This window comes from Acinetobacter portensis (genome assembly GCF_009372215.1).
GTDB lineage: Bacteria > Pseudomonadota > Gammaproteobacteria > Pseudomonadales > Moraxellaceae > Acinetobacter > Acinetobacter portensis.
The window spans coordinates 21,866-39,083 of record NZ_LWRV01000038.1 but is presented as its reverse complement, the minus strand read 5'-3'; the positions used below and the strand labels follow the sequence as shown (position 1 = coordinate 39,083).

Sequence of the window (17,218 nt, the reverse complement as noted above, 5' to 3'; positions counted from 1 at the left end):
TTTTGACTAGTCAGCTTGAAAAAAAAAGCATAGCATTTACCCTCTTTTGCGCTACTACAGTCACGGCCTGACTTGACTAAGGATTTTCATTGAAAGCTGTTATTTACGTGCTCACAATTTTGAGCTTATTGTGTTCAACTTTAACCCAAGCTGGGTTAATAAATATCGTTCCACAAAGTGTGGAAGCCGAGGCTTGGACCATTTTAGACCCACAATCAGGTCAAGTGATTGCAGAACATAACAGCCATGTGCAAAGAGCACCCGCATCTATGACCAAAATGATGGTCGCTTATATTGCATTTAAAGAAATTGAAGCAGGTCGTTTGTCTAAAGATGAAATTATCACGGCAACACCTGTAGTGAATATGGTGCAATGGGATGAGTCTCAAATGTACCTCAAGCCGACTGAAACGATTTCTGTAGATCAGTTACTTGCAGGTTTAATTGTAATGTCTGCAAATGATGCTGCGGTAACACTTGCAGAACGTATTTCAGGTTCTGTTCCTGCATTTGTTCAGCGCATGAATAAAGAAGCACAAGCTTTGGGCATGAAAGATACGCATTTTTCAAACCCTGCGGGCATTACTATGGATGATCACTTTTCATCTGCATACGATATGGCGCTTTTAGGTCAAGCCGTAACAAAACAAACGCCTGAATATTTACATTATTCAGTAATGCCAAGTTTTAGCTATAACCAACGCTTTCATCGTGCAACAAACTTAGCTTTAAAAACTGACCCAAGTGTAGATGGTTTAAAAACAGGTTTTACCCGTGCAGCAGGTTATAACTTAACTTTAACTGCACATCGTCCAACCGGTGATTTAAATGCGCCTGAACGTCGTTTAATTGTGGTGGTGATGGGGGCTAAAAGTGCCGTAAAACGTGCCGAAGTTGCGCAAACTTTATTAAACCTCGCTTATACCTACACACGTAACGAAGTTGTGGTAAAAGAAAAACAAACTATTGCAGATATCCCAGTGGTTAAATCGACATTAAAAATGTTTAAAGTGACTGCAAATCAACCGAAATTAGTTACAACATCTTTATATAACCAAACTTATGCCATCGATCTTCAAACTTACGACAAAGTAAATCAACGTGTGATGTTAAATACAGGCAATGGAACAATCCAACAAATTGACCCTTTAACTGAAACCAATACTCGTGCTGAAGTTCAAGTCAAAGAAAATCAAATCATTGCGCCTATTGCAAAAGTCATGCAACTTGCAACAGTTCAGGTTTATCAAAATAACGTACTGATTAATACGCTTCATTTAGATCAAAATGTTCAAGTTGAAGAAGCCAATATTTTCCAAAAAGTGATGATGTGGTTCTCTAGTCTATTTTCTAGCAATGCCAGTAAAGCAACAGTTTATCCAATTCAACTTTAAATGCTCATCTAATCATTCAAAAAAAACTCAAGTAACTGTCTAAGGTTACTTGAGTGGCTTAAACTTTAATTTGTATTTATTTTTCTTTTGTTTTTTATCGTTATTTATCTATTTCACTTCATTTAAAATTCATCTAAACATAAAGAGTTTAGTATTAACGTAAGCTTCCAATATAGTGATGTGATACTTGTGCTTGATACACCTCTTCTTCCGTGGCTTGATAACTTGGTTCAAGTTCCTGCGCCTCTGTTAACGGAGATTTTTTTTGCGTAGACAATACGTTTTGCTCTTCAACAAAATCATCACCAAAACCTAAGGCATGTTTTAATTTTTCAATATACTTCAATAATTCTGCATCACCACTTGATTGAATAAGTGCATCAACATGTTGAGCATATTGAATATTTTCAGATAAATATGATGCATCGACCACACGACCTGTAACGCGTCTTAAACGTGTATAAATTAAAATTGCTGTATTAAATGCACTATTTTTAGCGACTAATCCACCCAATAAATCATCTTCCATTTATATCCCCCGAAAACAAATAACGCTTTAAAATATTTATGTTTTTAATGAAGCAAAAGCTATACCAATTTATGAATTTTCATAAAATTTTTAGCATTAATAGAAGTAAATTTAAAAAATATTTTTATCTTCATTTCATCATTTGCATAACAAGATTTGAATTTTCATACATATCTTCGAAACTTCATCAGCCCAAAAGCCCTAAAATACGTTAAAATAGTCGATTGCTTTTTTGCTTTTGGAAATTTACATGAATTCGAAACCCCGTCTCTCTACATATTGGGTTACCTGTGCAGATGGACTTGAAACCTTACTCCAAGAAGAAATGGAAGGTTTAGGTATTCAAAATATAGAACGTCTACCTGGTCGTTTAATTTTCCAAGGCAATCAAGAAAACGCATATCGTATTTGTATGTGGTCACGATTGGCTTCTCGTGTGCTTATGCCTGTTCATAAACATGAACTTGATTTCACTCACGATGCTCGTGATGTTGCAGAAGAGCTTTATGAAGGTGCAATGAACTTTGATTGGTCGCTTCTTTTTGCACCACAAAGTACCTTTGCTATTCGCTTACACGTTGAACGTGATATTAAAGTGAATACTCAATTTGCTACGCTTCGCACCAAAGATGGCGTGGTCGATTCATTTATGGAAGCGGTTGGTCGTCGTCCTAGCATCGATACAAAACAACCAGAAATTACTTTATTCGTTTTAGCAGGTAAAACTGAGCATACTTACTGCCTAGATTTATCGGGTGATTCTTTGCATAAGCGCGGCTACCGTCAATACATGACAGATGCGCCTATTAAAGAAAACTTAGCTGCTGCAATCTTACAAAAAGCAAAATTAAGCGAAAAAAACCCAGATATCATTCTTGATCCAATGTGTGGTTCAGGCACATTTATTATTGAATCATTATTTATTTTCACAGACCGCGCACCTGGTTTAGTTCGTCGTTTTGGTTTCAATGGCTGGAATGGTCATAACCATGACTTGTGGATGTCTATTAAAAATGAAGCTGCTGAACGTCATGCTGCTGCATTAGAAAAGCCTCTTCCAAAATTTTATGCATACGATGCAGATTGGGAAGCAGTTAAAGCAACCAAACAAAATATTATTGCGGCTGGTTTTGAATCAATTCTAGATCAAATTCGAATTGAAGAACGTACGCTTGCAGATTGGCCAAACTTTGAAAATGAAGGTAAAACGTCATTCATCGTTACCAATCCTCCTTATGGTGAGCGCTTAGGTGAAAAATCATCGAATCGTGCATTATATTTAGGTTTATCTGCTTTATTACAAAAGCATTTCCCAAATCAAACTGCGGCAGTTATTGCATCGCAAGTTGAACAAGCCGATGTTCTTGCTTTCAGTGATCCACAACTTTTACGCTTGATGAATGGTAAATTACCAATTTACATTCGTTTTGGCACAATTAAGCCTGCACCTGTAGCGAAACCATTCCTTGAAGAATGGCAGCCACAACAATTTGAAGAAATTGAAGGTGCAATGGAGTTTGCAAACCGTTTAACCAAGAACATGCAAAACCTTAAAAAATGGGCTGTAAAAGAAGGCATTTACTGCTTACGTTTATACGATGCAGATTTACCTGACTTTAACGTTGCAGTCGATTTATACGGCGATCGTTTACACGTTCAAGAATATGCGCCACCAAAAATTATCGATCCTGAAAAAGCAAAACGTCGTTTTAACCTTGCATTACAAGCAATTCGTTCTGTAACAGGTTTAGGTCGTGATGCAATTTTCATCAAAACACGTGCGCGCCAAGAAGGTAAAAACCAGTACACGAAACAAAGTACTGCATCTAAGCGCTTTATTGTGCAAGAAGGCAAAGCTAAAATTTTAGTGAACTTAACAGACTATTTAGATACAGGCTTATTCCTCGATCATCGTCAAATGCGTTTACGTATTGCCGCAGAAGCGAAAGGTAAGCATGTTCTTAACCTTTATAGCTACACATCTACTGCAAGCTTACACGCTGCTTTAGGTGGTGCTGCAAGTACAACAAGTGTCGACTTATCAAACACGTACTTAAACTGGTCTAAAGAAAACTTTGTATTGAATGGTTTAACTGTAGATCATGCAGATCAACAGCATCAATTCTTTGCTAGTGACTGTTTTGAATGGTTAAAAGAAGGTCATGAACAATATGAATTAATTTTCATCGACCCTCCTACATTCTCAAACTCTAAAAAGTTCTACGGTACTTTCGATATTCAACGTGACCATTTGTCATTGCTCAAACGTGCAATGAACCGCTTAACCACAGAAGGTACACTGTACTTCTCGAATAACTATCGTGGTTTTGAAATGGATGAAGAAATTTTGGCATTCTACGATGTAGAAGAAATTTCTAGCGAAACCATTGGTCCTGACTATAAACGTAATACAAAAATTCACCGTGCGTGGAAAATTTCACATCCACAAAATGAGCAGAACAAATAATAAAGTTTAGCTTTGCATAAAAAAACCGAGCCAAGGCTCGGTTTTTTTATCTTTTAAATTTAAGTAAACAGAAGCAAGCTATAAATAAGTTAATTACTTACTATTTAATAGTTACTTTCTAAATTAATTTAGTTTTAACTTCTGAAAACTTAAATGACCATCTTCAGATTGAACCAAAATTGTATCTCCTGCAATAAAGTCAGCAGCTAATATTTTCTGAGCCAATGGATTTTCAATTTGCTGTTGAATTGCACGTTTTAACGGACGCGCACCATAAACAGGATCAAATCCAGCATCAATCAATAAATCAAATGCAGAATCATCTACAGTTAAACTTAAATCACGTTCGGCTAAACGCGCACGTAATCGATCTAACTGAATATCAGCAATGCCGCGAATTTGTGATTTTTTCAACGAATGGAAAATCACCAGTTCATCAATACGGTTAATAAACTCTGGACGGAAGTGTTGATTTACAGCACCTATTACAACAGTACGCACTTCATCCTCAGATGCACCCTCGCCCAATTCACGAACATCTTGTGAACCTAAGTTCGATGTCATCACAATCACCGTGTTTCTAAAATCGACCACACGACCTTGCGAATCTGTTAAACGACCATCATCCAATACTTGAAGCAAAATATTAAATACGTCTGGATGTGCTTTTTCCACTTCGTCAAATAACACCACGCTATATGGTTTACGACGTACAGCTTCAGTTAACACTCCACCTTCTTCATAACCGACATAACCCGGAGGTGCACCTACTAAACGACTTACACTGTGCTTTTCCATAAACTCTGACATGTCAATACGAATCATCGCATCATCACTATCGAATAAGAAATTCGCAAGTGCTTTAGTCAGCTCAGTTTTACCCACACCTGTTGGGCCAAGGAATAGGAATGAACCACTTGGACGGTTCGGATCAGACAAGCCTGCACGTGAACGACGCACTGCATTCGACACTGCAACCACAGCTTCACTTTGACCAACCACACGTTTATGTAAAAAGTCTTCCATTTGAAGCAGTTTTTCACGTTCACCCTGCATCATTTTTGCCACAGGAATACCTGTTGCAGCACTCACTACTTCTGCAATTTCGTTGTCTGTGACTTTATTACGTAAAAGTTTTGGTTCAGGTTTATCTTCAACAACTTCTTCTTCACTTAAACGTTTTTCAAGCTCAGGAATCACACCATATTGCAAACGTGCCATTTCAGATAAATCGTTTTCACGTTGTGACTTTTGTAGTGCAACTCGTGCTTGATCTAGTTCTGCTTGGGTTTGCTGATCACCTTGAACCAAACGCTTTTCAGCAATCCAAATTTCTTCTAAATCGCTATATTCTTTTTGCACTTCATCAATCTGATTTTGAAGATGCGTTATTTCAGCTTTACTGCCTGCATCTTCATCTTTTTTCACTGCTTCAAGTTGAAGCTTCAATTGAATAAGACGACGTTCAAGCTTGTCTAATGGCTCAGGTTTTGAATCCAATTCCATTTTAATACGTGAAGCCGCTTCATCAATTAAGTCGATGGCTTTGTCAGGTAATTGACGATCTGTAATATAACGATGCGACATTTTCGCAGCAGCAATAATCGCTGAGTCTAAAATTTTTACACCATGATGCACTTCATAGCGCTCTTTTAAGCCACGTAAAATTGCCACTGTATCTTCTACAGAAGGTTCATCGACCTGAACTTTCTGGAAACGACGTTCAAGTGCAGCATCTTTTTCAATGTATTGACGATATTCATCAAGCGTTGTTGCGCCCACACAGCGAAGCTCACCACGTGCCAATGCAGGTTTAAGCATATTACCTGCATCCATTGCGCCATCGCCTTTACCTGCGCCTACAAGCGTATGTAGTTCATCAATAAAGAGGATAACTTCGCCATCTTGTTTCGCCAGATCACTCAAAACTGCTTTTAATCGTTCTTCAAATTCACCACGGAATTTTGCACCCGCAAGCAATGAGCCTAAATCTAAAGATAAGACGCGCATCCCTTGTAAACTTTCAGGCACTTCACGATTAATAATACGTTGCGCCAAACCTTCAACAATGGCTGTTTTACCTACACCCGGCTCACCAATAAGAACTGGGTTGTTTTTTGTACGACGTGATAAAACCTGAATGGTACGACGAATTTCATCATCACGACCAATAACAGGATCAAGTTTGCCTGCCGCTGCACGCTCAGTTAAATCTATGGTGTATTTACTAAGTGAGTCACGCTGATCTTCATGATTATTACTCATCACTTTGTCATTACCTCTCATTTTTTCAATTGTACTGCGTAAGTTGTCTTTGCTTACACCAACGCTTATTAACAATGATTTCGTTATACTCACTTCAATAAATGCAAGCATGACCCAATCTGTCGAAACAAATTCATCACCTGCTTTTTGTGCATAGCGATCTGCTAAATTTAAGATTTTTACAGCATCTGGGCTTAAATGTAGATCACCTGTTGGATTTGCCAAGGTCGGTGCATCGGCAATCGCTTGTTGAAGCTTTTTTTGCAATTCTGGGAGATTTGCACCTGCTTGCTGCAACATGCTTAGGTTAGATGCTTCTTCTAATAAGATGGTGAGAATATGAATTCCATCTATAGAAGTATGGTCTTTACCCATCGCAAGAGATTGAGCATCTGATAGAGATTGCTGCAGGCGGTTTGTAAATTTTTCAAAACGCATTTTTGTTTTACCTCACAACAAATTTTCACTTGAATCTTATATGGAGGTACTTTTAAAAATTTCAAATCCATTAAACTTAATTTAAATTATTTTTTATTTATATTTTTCAAATATTTATTTTATAAATTTAGGCAAATAATACAGTTTTAATATGGGTATTCAATTTATTAATTTCAAGGCTCATTATTATTTTTATTATTGCATCATCTAACTTTATTTAATTATCTTGACGACTACTTAGCCAATTTCCTTAGAATAATCCATCATATAGCCTAAAAAAAGACCGATTAAAAACCGATCTTTTGCAATTATTACAAACTGTTACAATTTCTATTATTCAACATCAATAATTTCAAAATCATGTGTAATTTCAACACCACCATCTGATAACATTTTGCTAGCAGAACAGTATTTTTCTGCCGAAAGCTCAACTGCTTTTGCGACCTGCTTCTCTTTAACAGCACGACCTGACACAACAAAATGCAAATGAATTTTAGTGAATACAGCAGGAATGGTATCAGCACGATCAGCCTTCAGTTGACATACAACATCCGTCACATCTTGGCGAGATTTCTTTAAAATAGTCACGATATCGAATGAAGCACAACCACCAAGACCCATTAATATAAGTTCCATGGGACGTGGTCCTCGGTTTTCACCACCATATTCAGGCGAACCATCCATAGTAATTGTATGACCGCTATCCGATTTTGCCTCGAAAGCAACATTCTCTAACCAATGAACGCTTGTTTGCATTGCAAGTCCCTAAAAAAAGCTATAAATTTACAGTGTACTGTACACTAACATAATTTGGGTTGATACGGAATTTCAGCCCATGTGTGACACGCGTTCATACTAGGTCTTGTGCGATCTACTATTTATCCATTTTCGGAACTGTTAGCATGACTTCAAATTTTTCACAACTAAGCACCGATGCCCTCTCACCAGGTCAATTGCCTGACTCAGTTAAAGCATTACTAAAGCGTGCATATATTAACCGTTATCCAAAGCGTACAACCATTATCGATTCGGGGTCAGAATCTAAATCTTTATATTTAATTCTTAAAGGTTCTGTGTCTATCATTCTTCGTGAAGATGATGATCGTGAAATTGTTGTTGCTTACTTGAATCCGGGGGACTTTTTTGGGGAAATGGGTCTATTCGAATCGAATCCACAACGTACTGCAGAAGTTCGCACTCGAGACGTATGTGAAATTGCCGAAGTGACTTATGAAAACTTTCATGAACTAAGCAAGCAATATCCAGATTTAAGCTATGCGGTATTTGCTCAACTTGTTCGTCGTTTAAAAAATACAACACGCAAAGTAACAGACTTAGCATTTATTGATGTTTCTGGTCGTATTGCACGTTGCTTGATTGACCTTTCATCTCAGCCTGAAGCTATGATTTTACCGAATGGTCGTCAAATTCGTATCACGCGTCAAGAAATTGGTCGTATTGTGGGTTGTTCTCGCGAAATGGTTGGTCGCGTTCTTAAAACATTAGAAGAACAAGGCATGATCGAAACTGATGGCAAAGCAATCTTAATCTTTGATGCTTCTTTAGAAGCCGTTGAAGATGCGTATGCAGATGCTGAGAAATAAGCGATAAACGCTATATAATTCTCTAAGTAAAAAAAGCAAATCAAATGATTTGCTTTTTTTACACCCATCATTGTTCAGCTATTTTTTTCACAAACTTTTAACAATTTATGATTTCAATATATACATTGACTCCATTAGCCTAGAACATCAAAAATACATCTAAATTAAGAGCCATATCACATGCAATTTCGACCACTTGCTAATACAGGTATCCTTTTACCTGAAATCTGTTTAGGTACCATGACTTTCGGTGAACAAAATACACAAGCTGAAGCATTTCAACAACTTGATTATGCTTTAGATCGTGGATTGTATTTTTGGGATACTGCAGAAATGTACCCTGTTCCCCCAAAACCTGAAACACAAGGTTCAACTGAAAGCATCATTGGAAATTGGATTCAGCAACATGGTGGTCGTGAAAAATTATTTTTAGCTTCAAAAATTGCAGGGCCATCACAAGGTGGTAGTCATATTCGTGATGGTCAAACACGCTTTAATGCTTCAGACATCTCTTCTGCTTTAGATGGTAACTTGAAACGCCTACAAACAGATTATATCGATCTTTATCAATTGCATTGGCCACAACGCCCCACTAATTTTTTCGGAAAATTAGGTTATGACAATCAAGAAGCTGAAAATACAAAAGAAGTCACATCTTTGGAAGAAACGCTCAGTGCTTTAAGCGATGAAATTAAAAAAGGTCGTATTCGCTATATTGGTCTTTCCAACGAAACACCTTGGGGTACGATGAAGTTTTTGCATTTGGCTGAAAAATTAGGCTTAGAAAAATTTGTCAGTGTACAAAATCCATATAACCTATTAAACCGAACTTATGAAGTAGGCATGTCTGAAATTGCGAAATATGAAGGTGTGGGCTTACTTGCTTATTCCCCCCTTGCATTTGGCTACTTAACAGGAAAATTCCGTAATGGTGCTCGCCCTGAGAATGCACGTGTAACACGTTTTTCTCGTTTTAGCCGTTACAGCAACCCAGAAAGCGAATTGGCAACTGAACAGTACGCACAGCTCGCTGAACAGCATGGTTTAAGCCTAACGCAACTTTCACTCGCATTTATCAAACAACAGTTCTTTGTAACATCAACCATTATTGGTGCAACAAATTTAGACCAACTAAAAGAAAACATTGATGCATTTGATGTCAATTTATCTGAAGAGGTTCTAAAAGGCATTGAAGCCATTCACAAGCAACAACCAAACCCCGCTCCCTAATTTAAATTTGAGGACTCCTTCAAATTTAAATTAGAAATACAAAAAGTACTGCTTTAATTTATTTTAGAAACACACGAAAGCTGTTTTAAATTTAAGTTAGCAATAAAAAAAGGATGCCATGGCATCCTTTTTTTATCATCAAAATAGACTTATTTTTTAACGTTTAATTGCGCTTTTGCTATATAAAGCTTGTGCAGCTGGCAAATTCTCACGCATTGCTTGAATACGTTGTGAATTTGATGGATGCGTCGACAAGAATGATGAATTACCACCACCCGATTGTTTTTGCATTTTTTCCCAAAGTGTAATGGCTGCTTGTGGATTATAACCTGCTCGCGCCATCAACATTAAACCGCCTTGGTCTGCGCGGCTTTCTAAATTACGTGAATACGGTAAACCCACACCAATTTGGCTACCCAATTGCGCTGCAGCTGCTGCACCCTGACCCGCACCCGCAGCACTTAAACCAACGCCTAATGCGATATTTGTAAGTGCATCAGCACCAATTTTTTGCTTAGAATGCTCTTCTAAAGCATGCACCATTTCATGCCCCATTACAGCAGCAATTTCAGCATCGGTAAGATTCAGCTTATTCACAATACCTGTATAGAATACAACCTTACCGCCTGGTGCAACATAAGCATTCACTTGATCAGACTTTAATACAGCCAATTGCCAATTAAACTTCACCCCAGTTTGATTCAACTGATCTGCATAAGGTTTCAAATTTAAAAATACAGCATTAATACGCTTATAAACAGCAGATGAAGTATCTAAAGTATTTGCTGAACGCGCCTCTGTTAAAGTTTTATTAAAACCTTCTGTTGCAACCGCATTTAATGTTGTTGTATCTGCACCTGCCATTTCAGCAAAAGTAGCACACCCCGAAATTGTTACTACACCCGATGCACACAGCGCCATCCACAGTTTCTTATTCATTGTATTTTTCTCCACAATATCAAACTTATTTTTAAATTATAGTCAATTAATCATATACAAAATAGGATATTCAACAAGTATTTATTATATTTCAGTATCATATTTGTGCTTAGATTAGAGCATAAATTGAATTACCAACCAAAACACCAAACACAATGCATTTAACACAAAATAAAACTGTGAAAATGGCTTAATTTTTTGCTCTAAATTTTGATCTTTTCGCTTAAATAATAAATAGGCATTTTGAATTAAAACTAAAGGAACAAGGATACAAGCAATCATCACTGTCAATCCAATAAAAACCTGATAAAACACATTTGGATCGACTTGTTGAGTTTTAATCATCAACATTGCGATGGTTGGCGCACCGCCCATTGCAAACAATAATGAATAGAAAATTGTGCTCGCGATATTGTTCTGCATCCTGCATATCTCAATATTTATTTAAATTATAGAAGATGCCTATTGTAGCAACTGTTCATGTTTTGCATAGCCGAAGAACTTGCAACTTTAGTCGGCTTGCTCAAACTATTCACATAAAAAAGCCCCACAATTGTGAGGCTTTTAATGTCTTACATTCTTTGCAAATTATGCATCAAATGGATGACGTAATACGATAGTTTCATCACGATCAGGACCAGTAGAAACGATATCGATTGGACATTCGATTAACTGCTCAATACGTTTGATGTAATTGATTGCTGCTTCAGGCAATTGGTCTAAAGATTTAGCACCAAAAGTAGACTCAGACCAACCTGGCATAGATTCGTAAATTGGTTTTAAAGTTTCGAATGCAAGCGCATCAGAAGAACCAACACAACCAGAATCTGCAGCTTCATAACCTACACAGATTTTCACTTCTTCTAAACCATCAAGAACGTCAAGTTTAGTTAAGCAAATACCTGAAAGTGAGTTAACTTCTACAGAACGACGTAGAATTTCAGCATCAAACCAACCACAACGGCGTTGACGACCAGTAGACGCACCAAACTCAGAACCAACAGTACCAAGGTGTTTACCAATTGCATCACCAACATCGTTAGCAGCATCGTAAACAAGTTCAGTTGGGAATGGACCTGCACCTACACGCGTTGTGTATGCTTTAGTAATACCCAATACATAGTCAAGGTGCAATGGACCAAGACCAGAACCTGAGCTTACGCCACCCGCTGTTGTATTCGATGAAGTTACATACGGATAAGTACCGTGGTCAACATCAAGAAGTGAGCCTTGAGCCCCTTCAAACATGATGTTTTCACCCGATTTACGGTATTTATGAAGCTCACCTGTTACATCAATAACTAATGGAGCAACCACTTCACGCCATTGGTCGCAAAGTGCAAGTACGTCTTCTAATTTAACCGCTTCTACACCGTAGAATTGAGTCAATTGGAAGTTATGGTATTCAAGAAGCTCTTCTAATTGAGCTTTAAGATGATCACCACCACGAACCAAGTCAGCAACACGAACAGCGCGACGAGCAACTTTATCTTCGTACGCTGGACCAATACCACGACCAGTTGTACCAATTTTCGCGTTACCACGTTTTTTCTCACGCGCTTGGTCAAGTGCGATGTGGTTCGGCAAAATTAAAGGACAGTTCGGTGAAATACGTAGACGTTCTTTAACAGGTACGCCTTCTTTTTCAAGAACAGCCATCTCTTTAATTAGCGCTTCAGGTGATAAAACAACACCGTTACCAATTAAGCAAAGTACGTTTTCACGTAAAATACCAGATGGAATGAGGTGTAATACAGTTTTCTTACCACCAACTACGAGAGTATGACCTGCATTATGTCCGCCTTGATAACGAACTACCGCAGTCGCTTGATCCGTGAGCAGGTCGACGATTTTACCTTTACCTTCGTCGCCCCATTGGGTACCAAGTACCACAACATTCTTGCCCATAATAGCCTCATTACATCATGCTGTTAAAATTGAAAACTCAACTGAATGACAGAAACATTCAGTAAAGTGATTAAATTACCGTGATTGTCCACTCGTCATTTACACTCACCAATTGATGAGTAGCATATGGAATAGAGTTTAAATCATCATTACCTAATAATTGAATTACACTTAAGCCTTGTGCACGAGCATTTTGAATTGCATTTTGTAATGCTTCATCTAGGCCTCTAGGTGCAACAACAACTTGAACTTGATCGAACTTACCCACACTTAGTGCATACAAGTCACAAGAGAAACCTGTTGCTGGACGCGCACGACCAAAGTGTTCACCAATACCATCGTATCGACCACCTTGTGCTACAGGTGCCGCACGATTTGGTGCATATACTGCATACATTAAACCAGTGTGATAATGATATGAACGAAGTTCAACAACATCTATACCAATATCTAAATCTGGCCAACGTGATTGAATTTCTAGTTTCGTCGTAAGTAGCGCATTAAATGCTTGTTTAAATGCTTCATCTGCAAGAAGTTCAGCACTTAAATTTGCTTGTAAAGCATCTAAATCACTAGAGAAGCGACCTAACGTATAGAAATCTGAACCGAATTTAAGATCTTGAGTGAATTCTGCAAGTTCTGGTAAAGCTTTACGTTGGTATAAATCTGACAATTGATTTTCAGTCGACTTACTTAAACCCGCATGCTTAACCAAGCTACGGAACAAACCAACATGACCTACATCTAGATGGATGCCGTGATCAAAACCAGCTGTTTTAAGTAAATTCAGCATTACGTCGATCATTTCTACATCGGCATCAATACTGTCTGAACCAAAAAGTTCTGCACCCAATTGTAATGGCGCACGTGTGGTATTAAACCCTTGAGGTTTCGTATGTAAAACCGTTCCTGCATAGCAGTAACGAGCAACACCTTGAACTTGATGTACATGTGCATCAATACGAGCCACTTGTGGTGTCATATCGGCACGCACACCAAGTAAGCGACCAGACAACTGATCGATCACTTTAAAAGTGGCTAAGTCTAAATCTTGATTCGATTCTGAAAGAGAAGATAGAGATTCTATGTATTCGATGAAAGGCGTGTACACCAATTGATAACCTCGAGATGCGAGGAAATCCAATGCGTCACGTCGCAAAGTTTCGATAACTTGCGCTTGCTCTGGTAATACATCAGCTACACCATCAGGTAATAACCATGTCTCTGAAATGGGCATGTTGTAAACCTAAATCCTGTCAGTGCGGAACTAATCCGCATAAAAAAATCGGGAACACACCCGATTCCTCTAAGTCTAGCACGATAGTTTTAGCTCTGCACCGACTTTTTAAAAATTCCACAAGATTTAACCAAAGTTTAATCAACCCTGATATTTAATGAATTAAACATTTAATTCATAATCATTTTATGACATAAAAATCAAATAAATATCTCTTATTTTACGTGTCTTTTGAATATCAAAATTGAATGGATGTTTGAGTTTTCAATTAATAAAGGGGCAGCTCTGTTGTTTTTTTAATACCTTGCAATGGAATTTCTGTTTTAACATTTTGAATACTCGTAATTTTATTTAAATTGTTAATTTGAAATGTTCTATAAGCATCTAAATCAGCAACAACAATTCTTAAAAAAAAGTCACAGTCCCCTGCCATTAACTGACATTCCACAACCTCAGGCATATCATGAATAGCTTCTACGAATTGATCGACTGTTTTTGCATCTTGTTCTTTTAACCAAATACGGGCAAATACTGTTAGTCCCAAATTAATTTTATTGGCATCTAACAAAGCAACATATTGTTGAATGACTCCGCTATCTTCTAGTTGCTTCACGCGCCTTAAACATGGTGATGGAGATAAGCCAACTAAGTGAGCCAAGTCATTATTTTGGAGTTTGCCATTGCGTTGAAGCTCTTTCAGTATTTTTTTATCAATTAAATCCATTTTCTCAAACCAGTGAAGCATAATATATTAACAATGTAATATTTTATAAAATAAAGTTCCAATAATAACAATATATAAACCCAACAAAGACCACACATTTCAACTTTAAAACAATATAATTCTCACACCCCAAACCCAAGTTTCTTAAACCCATGCAAACTTTAAAGAATCTAACTCAAACACAACTTTCTATCGTTGAATTCTCAAACTTTAAACGTGGCATAAGAACATCTATTCCCATGCTTCTTGGCATTATTCCTTTTGCTTTAGTACTTGGTGCACAAGCCACAAATAAAGGTTTTAACTTAATTGAAGTCCCGCTATTTACGGGTTTAAATTTTGCAGGGGGTTCTGAGTTTGCAATTTTGGAAATATGGACAAATCCACCGAATATTTTAATGCTGATGTTTATTACCTTCTTAGTGAATAGTCGGCATTTATTAATGGGCGCAAGTCTAGTGCCTTATTTAAAACATCTTCCAAACAAGAAAGTCTTTCCTGCTTTATTCTTTATGTGCGATGAAAGTTGGGCTGTTTCATTAGCAGATGCACAAATTAAACAACCACACAAAGGTTTCGAACACGCATTTTCACTACCATTTTATGCAGGATTATGCTTCGCACTTTATATCATGTGGGTCAGCTTCACGACACTTGGCGCTGCCATAGGACCAATACTGGGTGACATTAGCCGTTTTGGCTTCGATATGGCATTTCCTGCCGTTTTTTTAGTCTTGCTACGTGGTATGTGGAAAGGTGCTCGTGCTGCACGACCATGGCTTGTTAGTTTAATTTGCGCAGCTTTGGCTTATTTATATTTACCTTCAGGATGGTATGTTCCAATTGGCGCAATCAGTGGAATTATTTCAGCTTTTTTCTTTTTAGGTGATGACAACACATGATCCACACACCCACCTTAGTTGCCATTTTATTTATTGCAGGCACAACCTATTTGACGCGAGTTTTAGGCTATATTTTATTGAAAAATAAAACTTTAAATAACAAGCAAAGACAAATTTTGGAAGTGATTCCCGGATGTGTGCTTATTTCAGTTATTACACCCTATTTTGTAAAAGATAATCCTGCCGATTTAATCGCTATATTTATCACCGTGCTTGTAGCAACACGCTTTTCACTTTTACCAACGGTAGTTATCAGTATGGCTTCTGCAGCGCTATTAAGAATGTTTTTAATATTTTAGATATTCAAACGAAGTATAAAAAAATGCCCTCATCTTTTAGGGCATTTTTTATCTAAAATATTCAATGAAGATTCTTGAAAAATTCATTTAACTATTAAAAGACTCACACAAATCAAGTAAACGATTCGCATAACCCCACTCGTTGTCATACCAAGCAAATACTTTTGCTTGTTTGCCTACCACCATGGTTTGCGTTAAATCGACAATTAAAGAATAGGGAGAGTGATTAAAATCGCTTGAAACCAATGCTTCATCGGTCACTTGCATAATTTCAGCATAATCATGTCGTGCAGCAGCAACCAATGCATCATTCACCGTTTGTGAGTTTATGTCCGATTGGGCAATAAAAGTTAAATCAATTGCTGCCACATTAATGGTGGGTACACGAATTGAATAACCATCTATTCTATTTTCCATTTTAGGCATAACACGCTTAAGCGCGCCCAAAGCTGAAGAAGTGGTTGGAATAATATTTTGCCCTGATGCGCGCGCACGTCTTAAATCTCGATGTGCGTGATCAAGCACAGATTGATCGGCCGTTACCGCATGAATTTCGGTCATAAGTGCGGTATCAATACCAAATGCATCATCTAAAATTTTAACAAGTGGTACCAAGGCTTGAGTTGTACACGAAACGCCTGAAATGATTTGATCAGTCGCCTTTACTTCATGATGATTTACACCATACACAATCGCAGCATCTACCGTATCGAATGGCGCAGCACCAATAATTACACGTTTTGCACCTGCAGTAAGATGCTTGGTTGCTGCTTCACGTGAACGAAACAAGCCTGTACATTCCAAAACCACATCGACCTGAAGCTTTTTCCACGGAAGCTGTTCAGGATCTTGGCAGTTATATACCTGAACATTTAACGTTAAAGATCCTGCGGAAATTTTCAAATAAGCTTGCTGATCGATATAACAAAGCTCTACATCACCTTGAAATCGACCATGCGTTGTATCGTATTTAAATAAATGAATTAAAGTTTCTACATCTGCAACATCATTAATCGCAACAATTTCAAAAGCAAAATTTTTCGGATTTTCAAACCATGCGCGTAAAACATTACGCCCAATTCGACCAAATCCATTTATCGCCACGTGTTGCATGAAGAGACCCTTTAACCATGTGAAGTATTACAGCTACAACTATATGTTAATAGATTTCGTCTGAATACAGATATAAATTCTGAGTTTAATACAAGTCAGTAAAATTGATTTAACGCATTAATTCTTATCAACACATTGTATTTGTAGAAAGTATGGCAAATTTTAAGCG

15 protein-coding genes are annotated in these 17,218 nt (G+C 37.5%); 6 read left to right on the top strand and 9 right to left on the bottom strand.

Annotated features, from left to right (window positions below; translation table 11 throughout):
• Positions 1-89 precede the first annotated feature (89 nt).
• The gene (locus tag A6M14_RS03485; RefSeq protein WP_152873628.1) at positions 90-1,394 is read left to right on the top strand and encodes a D-alanyl-D-alanine carboxypeptidase PBP6B; all 1,305 of its coding nucleotides are present in this window, start codon (positions 90-92) and stop codon (positions 1,392-1,394) included.
• Positions 1,395-1,548: 154 nt separating this feature from the next.
• Here the strand turns inward: A6M14_RS03485 and A6M14_RS03480 are convergent, their stop codons facing one another.
• A complete protein-coding gene (locus A6M14_RS03480) occupies positions 1,549-1,923 on the bottom strand; it encodes a hypothetical protein (protein ID WP_152873627.1) in 375 nt (124 codons plus the stop codon).
• 250 nt (positions 1,924-2,173) lie between these two features.
• Between A6M14_RS03480 and rlmKL the strand changes: the two genes are divergently transcribed.
• On the top strand, positions 2,174-4,390 hold the full coding sequence (rlmKL, locus tag A6M14_RS03475) for a bifunctional 23S rRNA (guanine(2069)-N(7))-methyltransferase RlmK/23S rRNA (guanine(2445)-N(2))-methyltransferase RlmL (RefSeq protein WP_152873626.1): 2,217 nt from the start codon (positions 2,174-2,176) through the stop codon (positions 4,388-4,390).
• Positions 4,391-4,513: 123 nt separating this feature from the next.
• Here rlmKL and clpB read toward each other — a convergent pair whose 3' ends face one another.
• Positions 4,514-7,093, bottom strand: a complete 2,580-nt coding sequence (clpB, locus tag A6M14_RS03470; protein ID WP_152873625.1) for an ATP-dependent chaperone ClpB — start codon at positions 7,091-7,093, stop codon at positions 4,514-4,516.
• Between the two features lie 333 nt (positions 7,094-7,426).
• Entirely contained in the window at positions 7,427-7,849 is a 423-nt protein-coding gene (locus A6M14_RS03465) for an OsmC family protein (protein WP_152873624.1), read from the bottom strand.
• A gap of 146 nt (positions 7,850-7,995) precedes the next feature.
• Here A6M14_RS03465 and crp point away from each other — a divergent pair, with 146 nt between their 5' ends.
• Together crp and A6M14_RS03455 are read left to right on the top strand one after the other, a co-directional pair.
• Positions 7,996-8,697 (top strand): cAMP-activated global transcriptional regulator CRP, encoded by a 702-nt coding sequence (gene crp / locus A6M14_RS03460; protein WP_152873623.1) that lies wholly within the window; start codon positions 7,996-7,998, stop codon positions 8,695-8,697.
• Between the two features lie 180 nt (positions 8,698-8,877).
• Positions 8,878-9,927 (top strand): NADP(H)-dependent aldo-keto reductase, encoded by a 1,050-nt coding sequence (locus tag A6M14_RS03455; protein ID WP_152873622.1) that lies wholly within the window; start codon positions 8,878-8,880, stop codon positions 9,925-9,927.
• Between the two features lie 156 nt (positions 9,928-10,083).
• Here the strand turns inward: A6M14_RS03455 and A6M14_RS03450 are convergent, their stop codons facing one another.
• The 5 genes from A6M14_RS03450 to A6M14_RS03430 all read right to left on the bottom strand — a co-directional run bounded on the left by A6M14_RS03450 (position 10,084) and on the right by A6M14_RS03430 (position 14,735).
• The gene (locus A6M14_RS03450) at positions 10,084-10,866 is read right to left on the bottom strand and encodes a M48 family metallopeptidase (protein ID WP_152873621.1); all 783 of its coding nucleotides are present in this window, start codon (positions 10,864-10,866) and stop codon (positions 10,084-10,086) included.
• Positions 10,867-10,980: 114 nt separating this feature from the next.
• A complete protein-coding gene (locus A6M14_RS03445) occupies positions 10,981-11,289 on the bottom strand; it encodes a hypothetical protein (protein WP_152873620.1) in 309 nt (102 codons plus the stop codon).
• Positions 11,290-11,454: 165 nt separating this feature from the next.
• Positions 11,455-12,774, bottom strand: coding sequence for an adenylosuccinate synthase (locus tag A6M14_RS03440; RefSeq protein WP_152873619.1), 1,320 nt, complete (start codon positions 12,772-12,774; stop codon positions 11,455-11,457).
• 70 nt (positions 12,775-12,844) lie between these two features.
• The gene (locus tag A6M14_RS03435) at positions 12,845-14,011 is read right to left on the bottom strand and encodes an ATP phosphoribosyltransferase regulatory subunit (RefSeq protein ID WP_152873618.1); all 1,167 of its coding nucleotides are present in this window, start codon (positions 14,009-14,011) and stop codon (positions 12,845-12,847) included.
• Positions 14,012-14,279: 268 nt separating this feature from the next.
• Entirely contained in the window at positions 14,280-14,735 is a 456-nt protein-coding gene (locus tag A6M14_RS03430; RefSeq protein WP_152873617.1) for an Lrp/AsnC family transcriptional regulator, read from the bottom strand.
• Between the two features lie 152 nt (positions 14,736-14,887).
• Here A6M14_RS03430 and A6M14_RS03425 point away from each other — a divergent pair, with 152 nt between their 5' ends.
• Together A6M14_RS03425 and A6M14_RS03420 are read left to right on the top strand one after the other, a co-directional pair.
• Positions 14,888-15,637: an AzlC family ABC transporter permease gene (locus tag A6M14_RS03425; RefSeq protein WP_152873616.1), complete on the top strand. Its 750-nt coding sequence runs from the start codon at positions 14,888-14,890 to the stop codon at positions 15,635-15,637.
• On the top strand, positions 15,634-15,936 hold the full coding sequence (locus A6M14_RS03420; protein ID WP_152873615.1) for an AzlD family protein: 303 nt from the start codon (positions 15,634-15,636) through the stop codon (positions 15,934-15,936). The genes A6M14_RS03425 and A6M14_RS03420 overlap by 4 nt, the downstream gene beginning before the upstream one ends.
• 87 nt (positions 15,937-16,023) lie before the next feature.
• Here the strand turns inward: A6M14_RS03420 and A6M14_RS03415 are convergent, their stop codons facing one another.
• On the bottom strand, positions 16,024-17,049 hold the full coding sequence (locus A6M14_RS03415) for a type I glyceraldehyde-3-phosphate dehydrogenase (protein WP_152873614.1): 1,026 nt from the start codon (positions 17,047-17,049) through the stop codon (positions 16,024-16,026).
• Between the last annotated feature and the right edge of the window lie 169 nt (positions 17,050-17,218).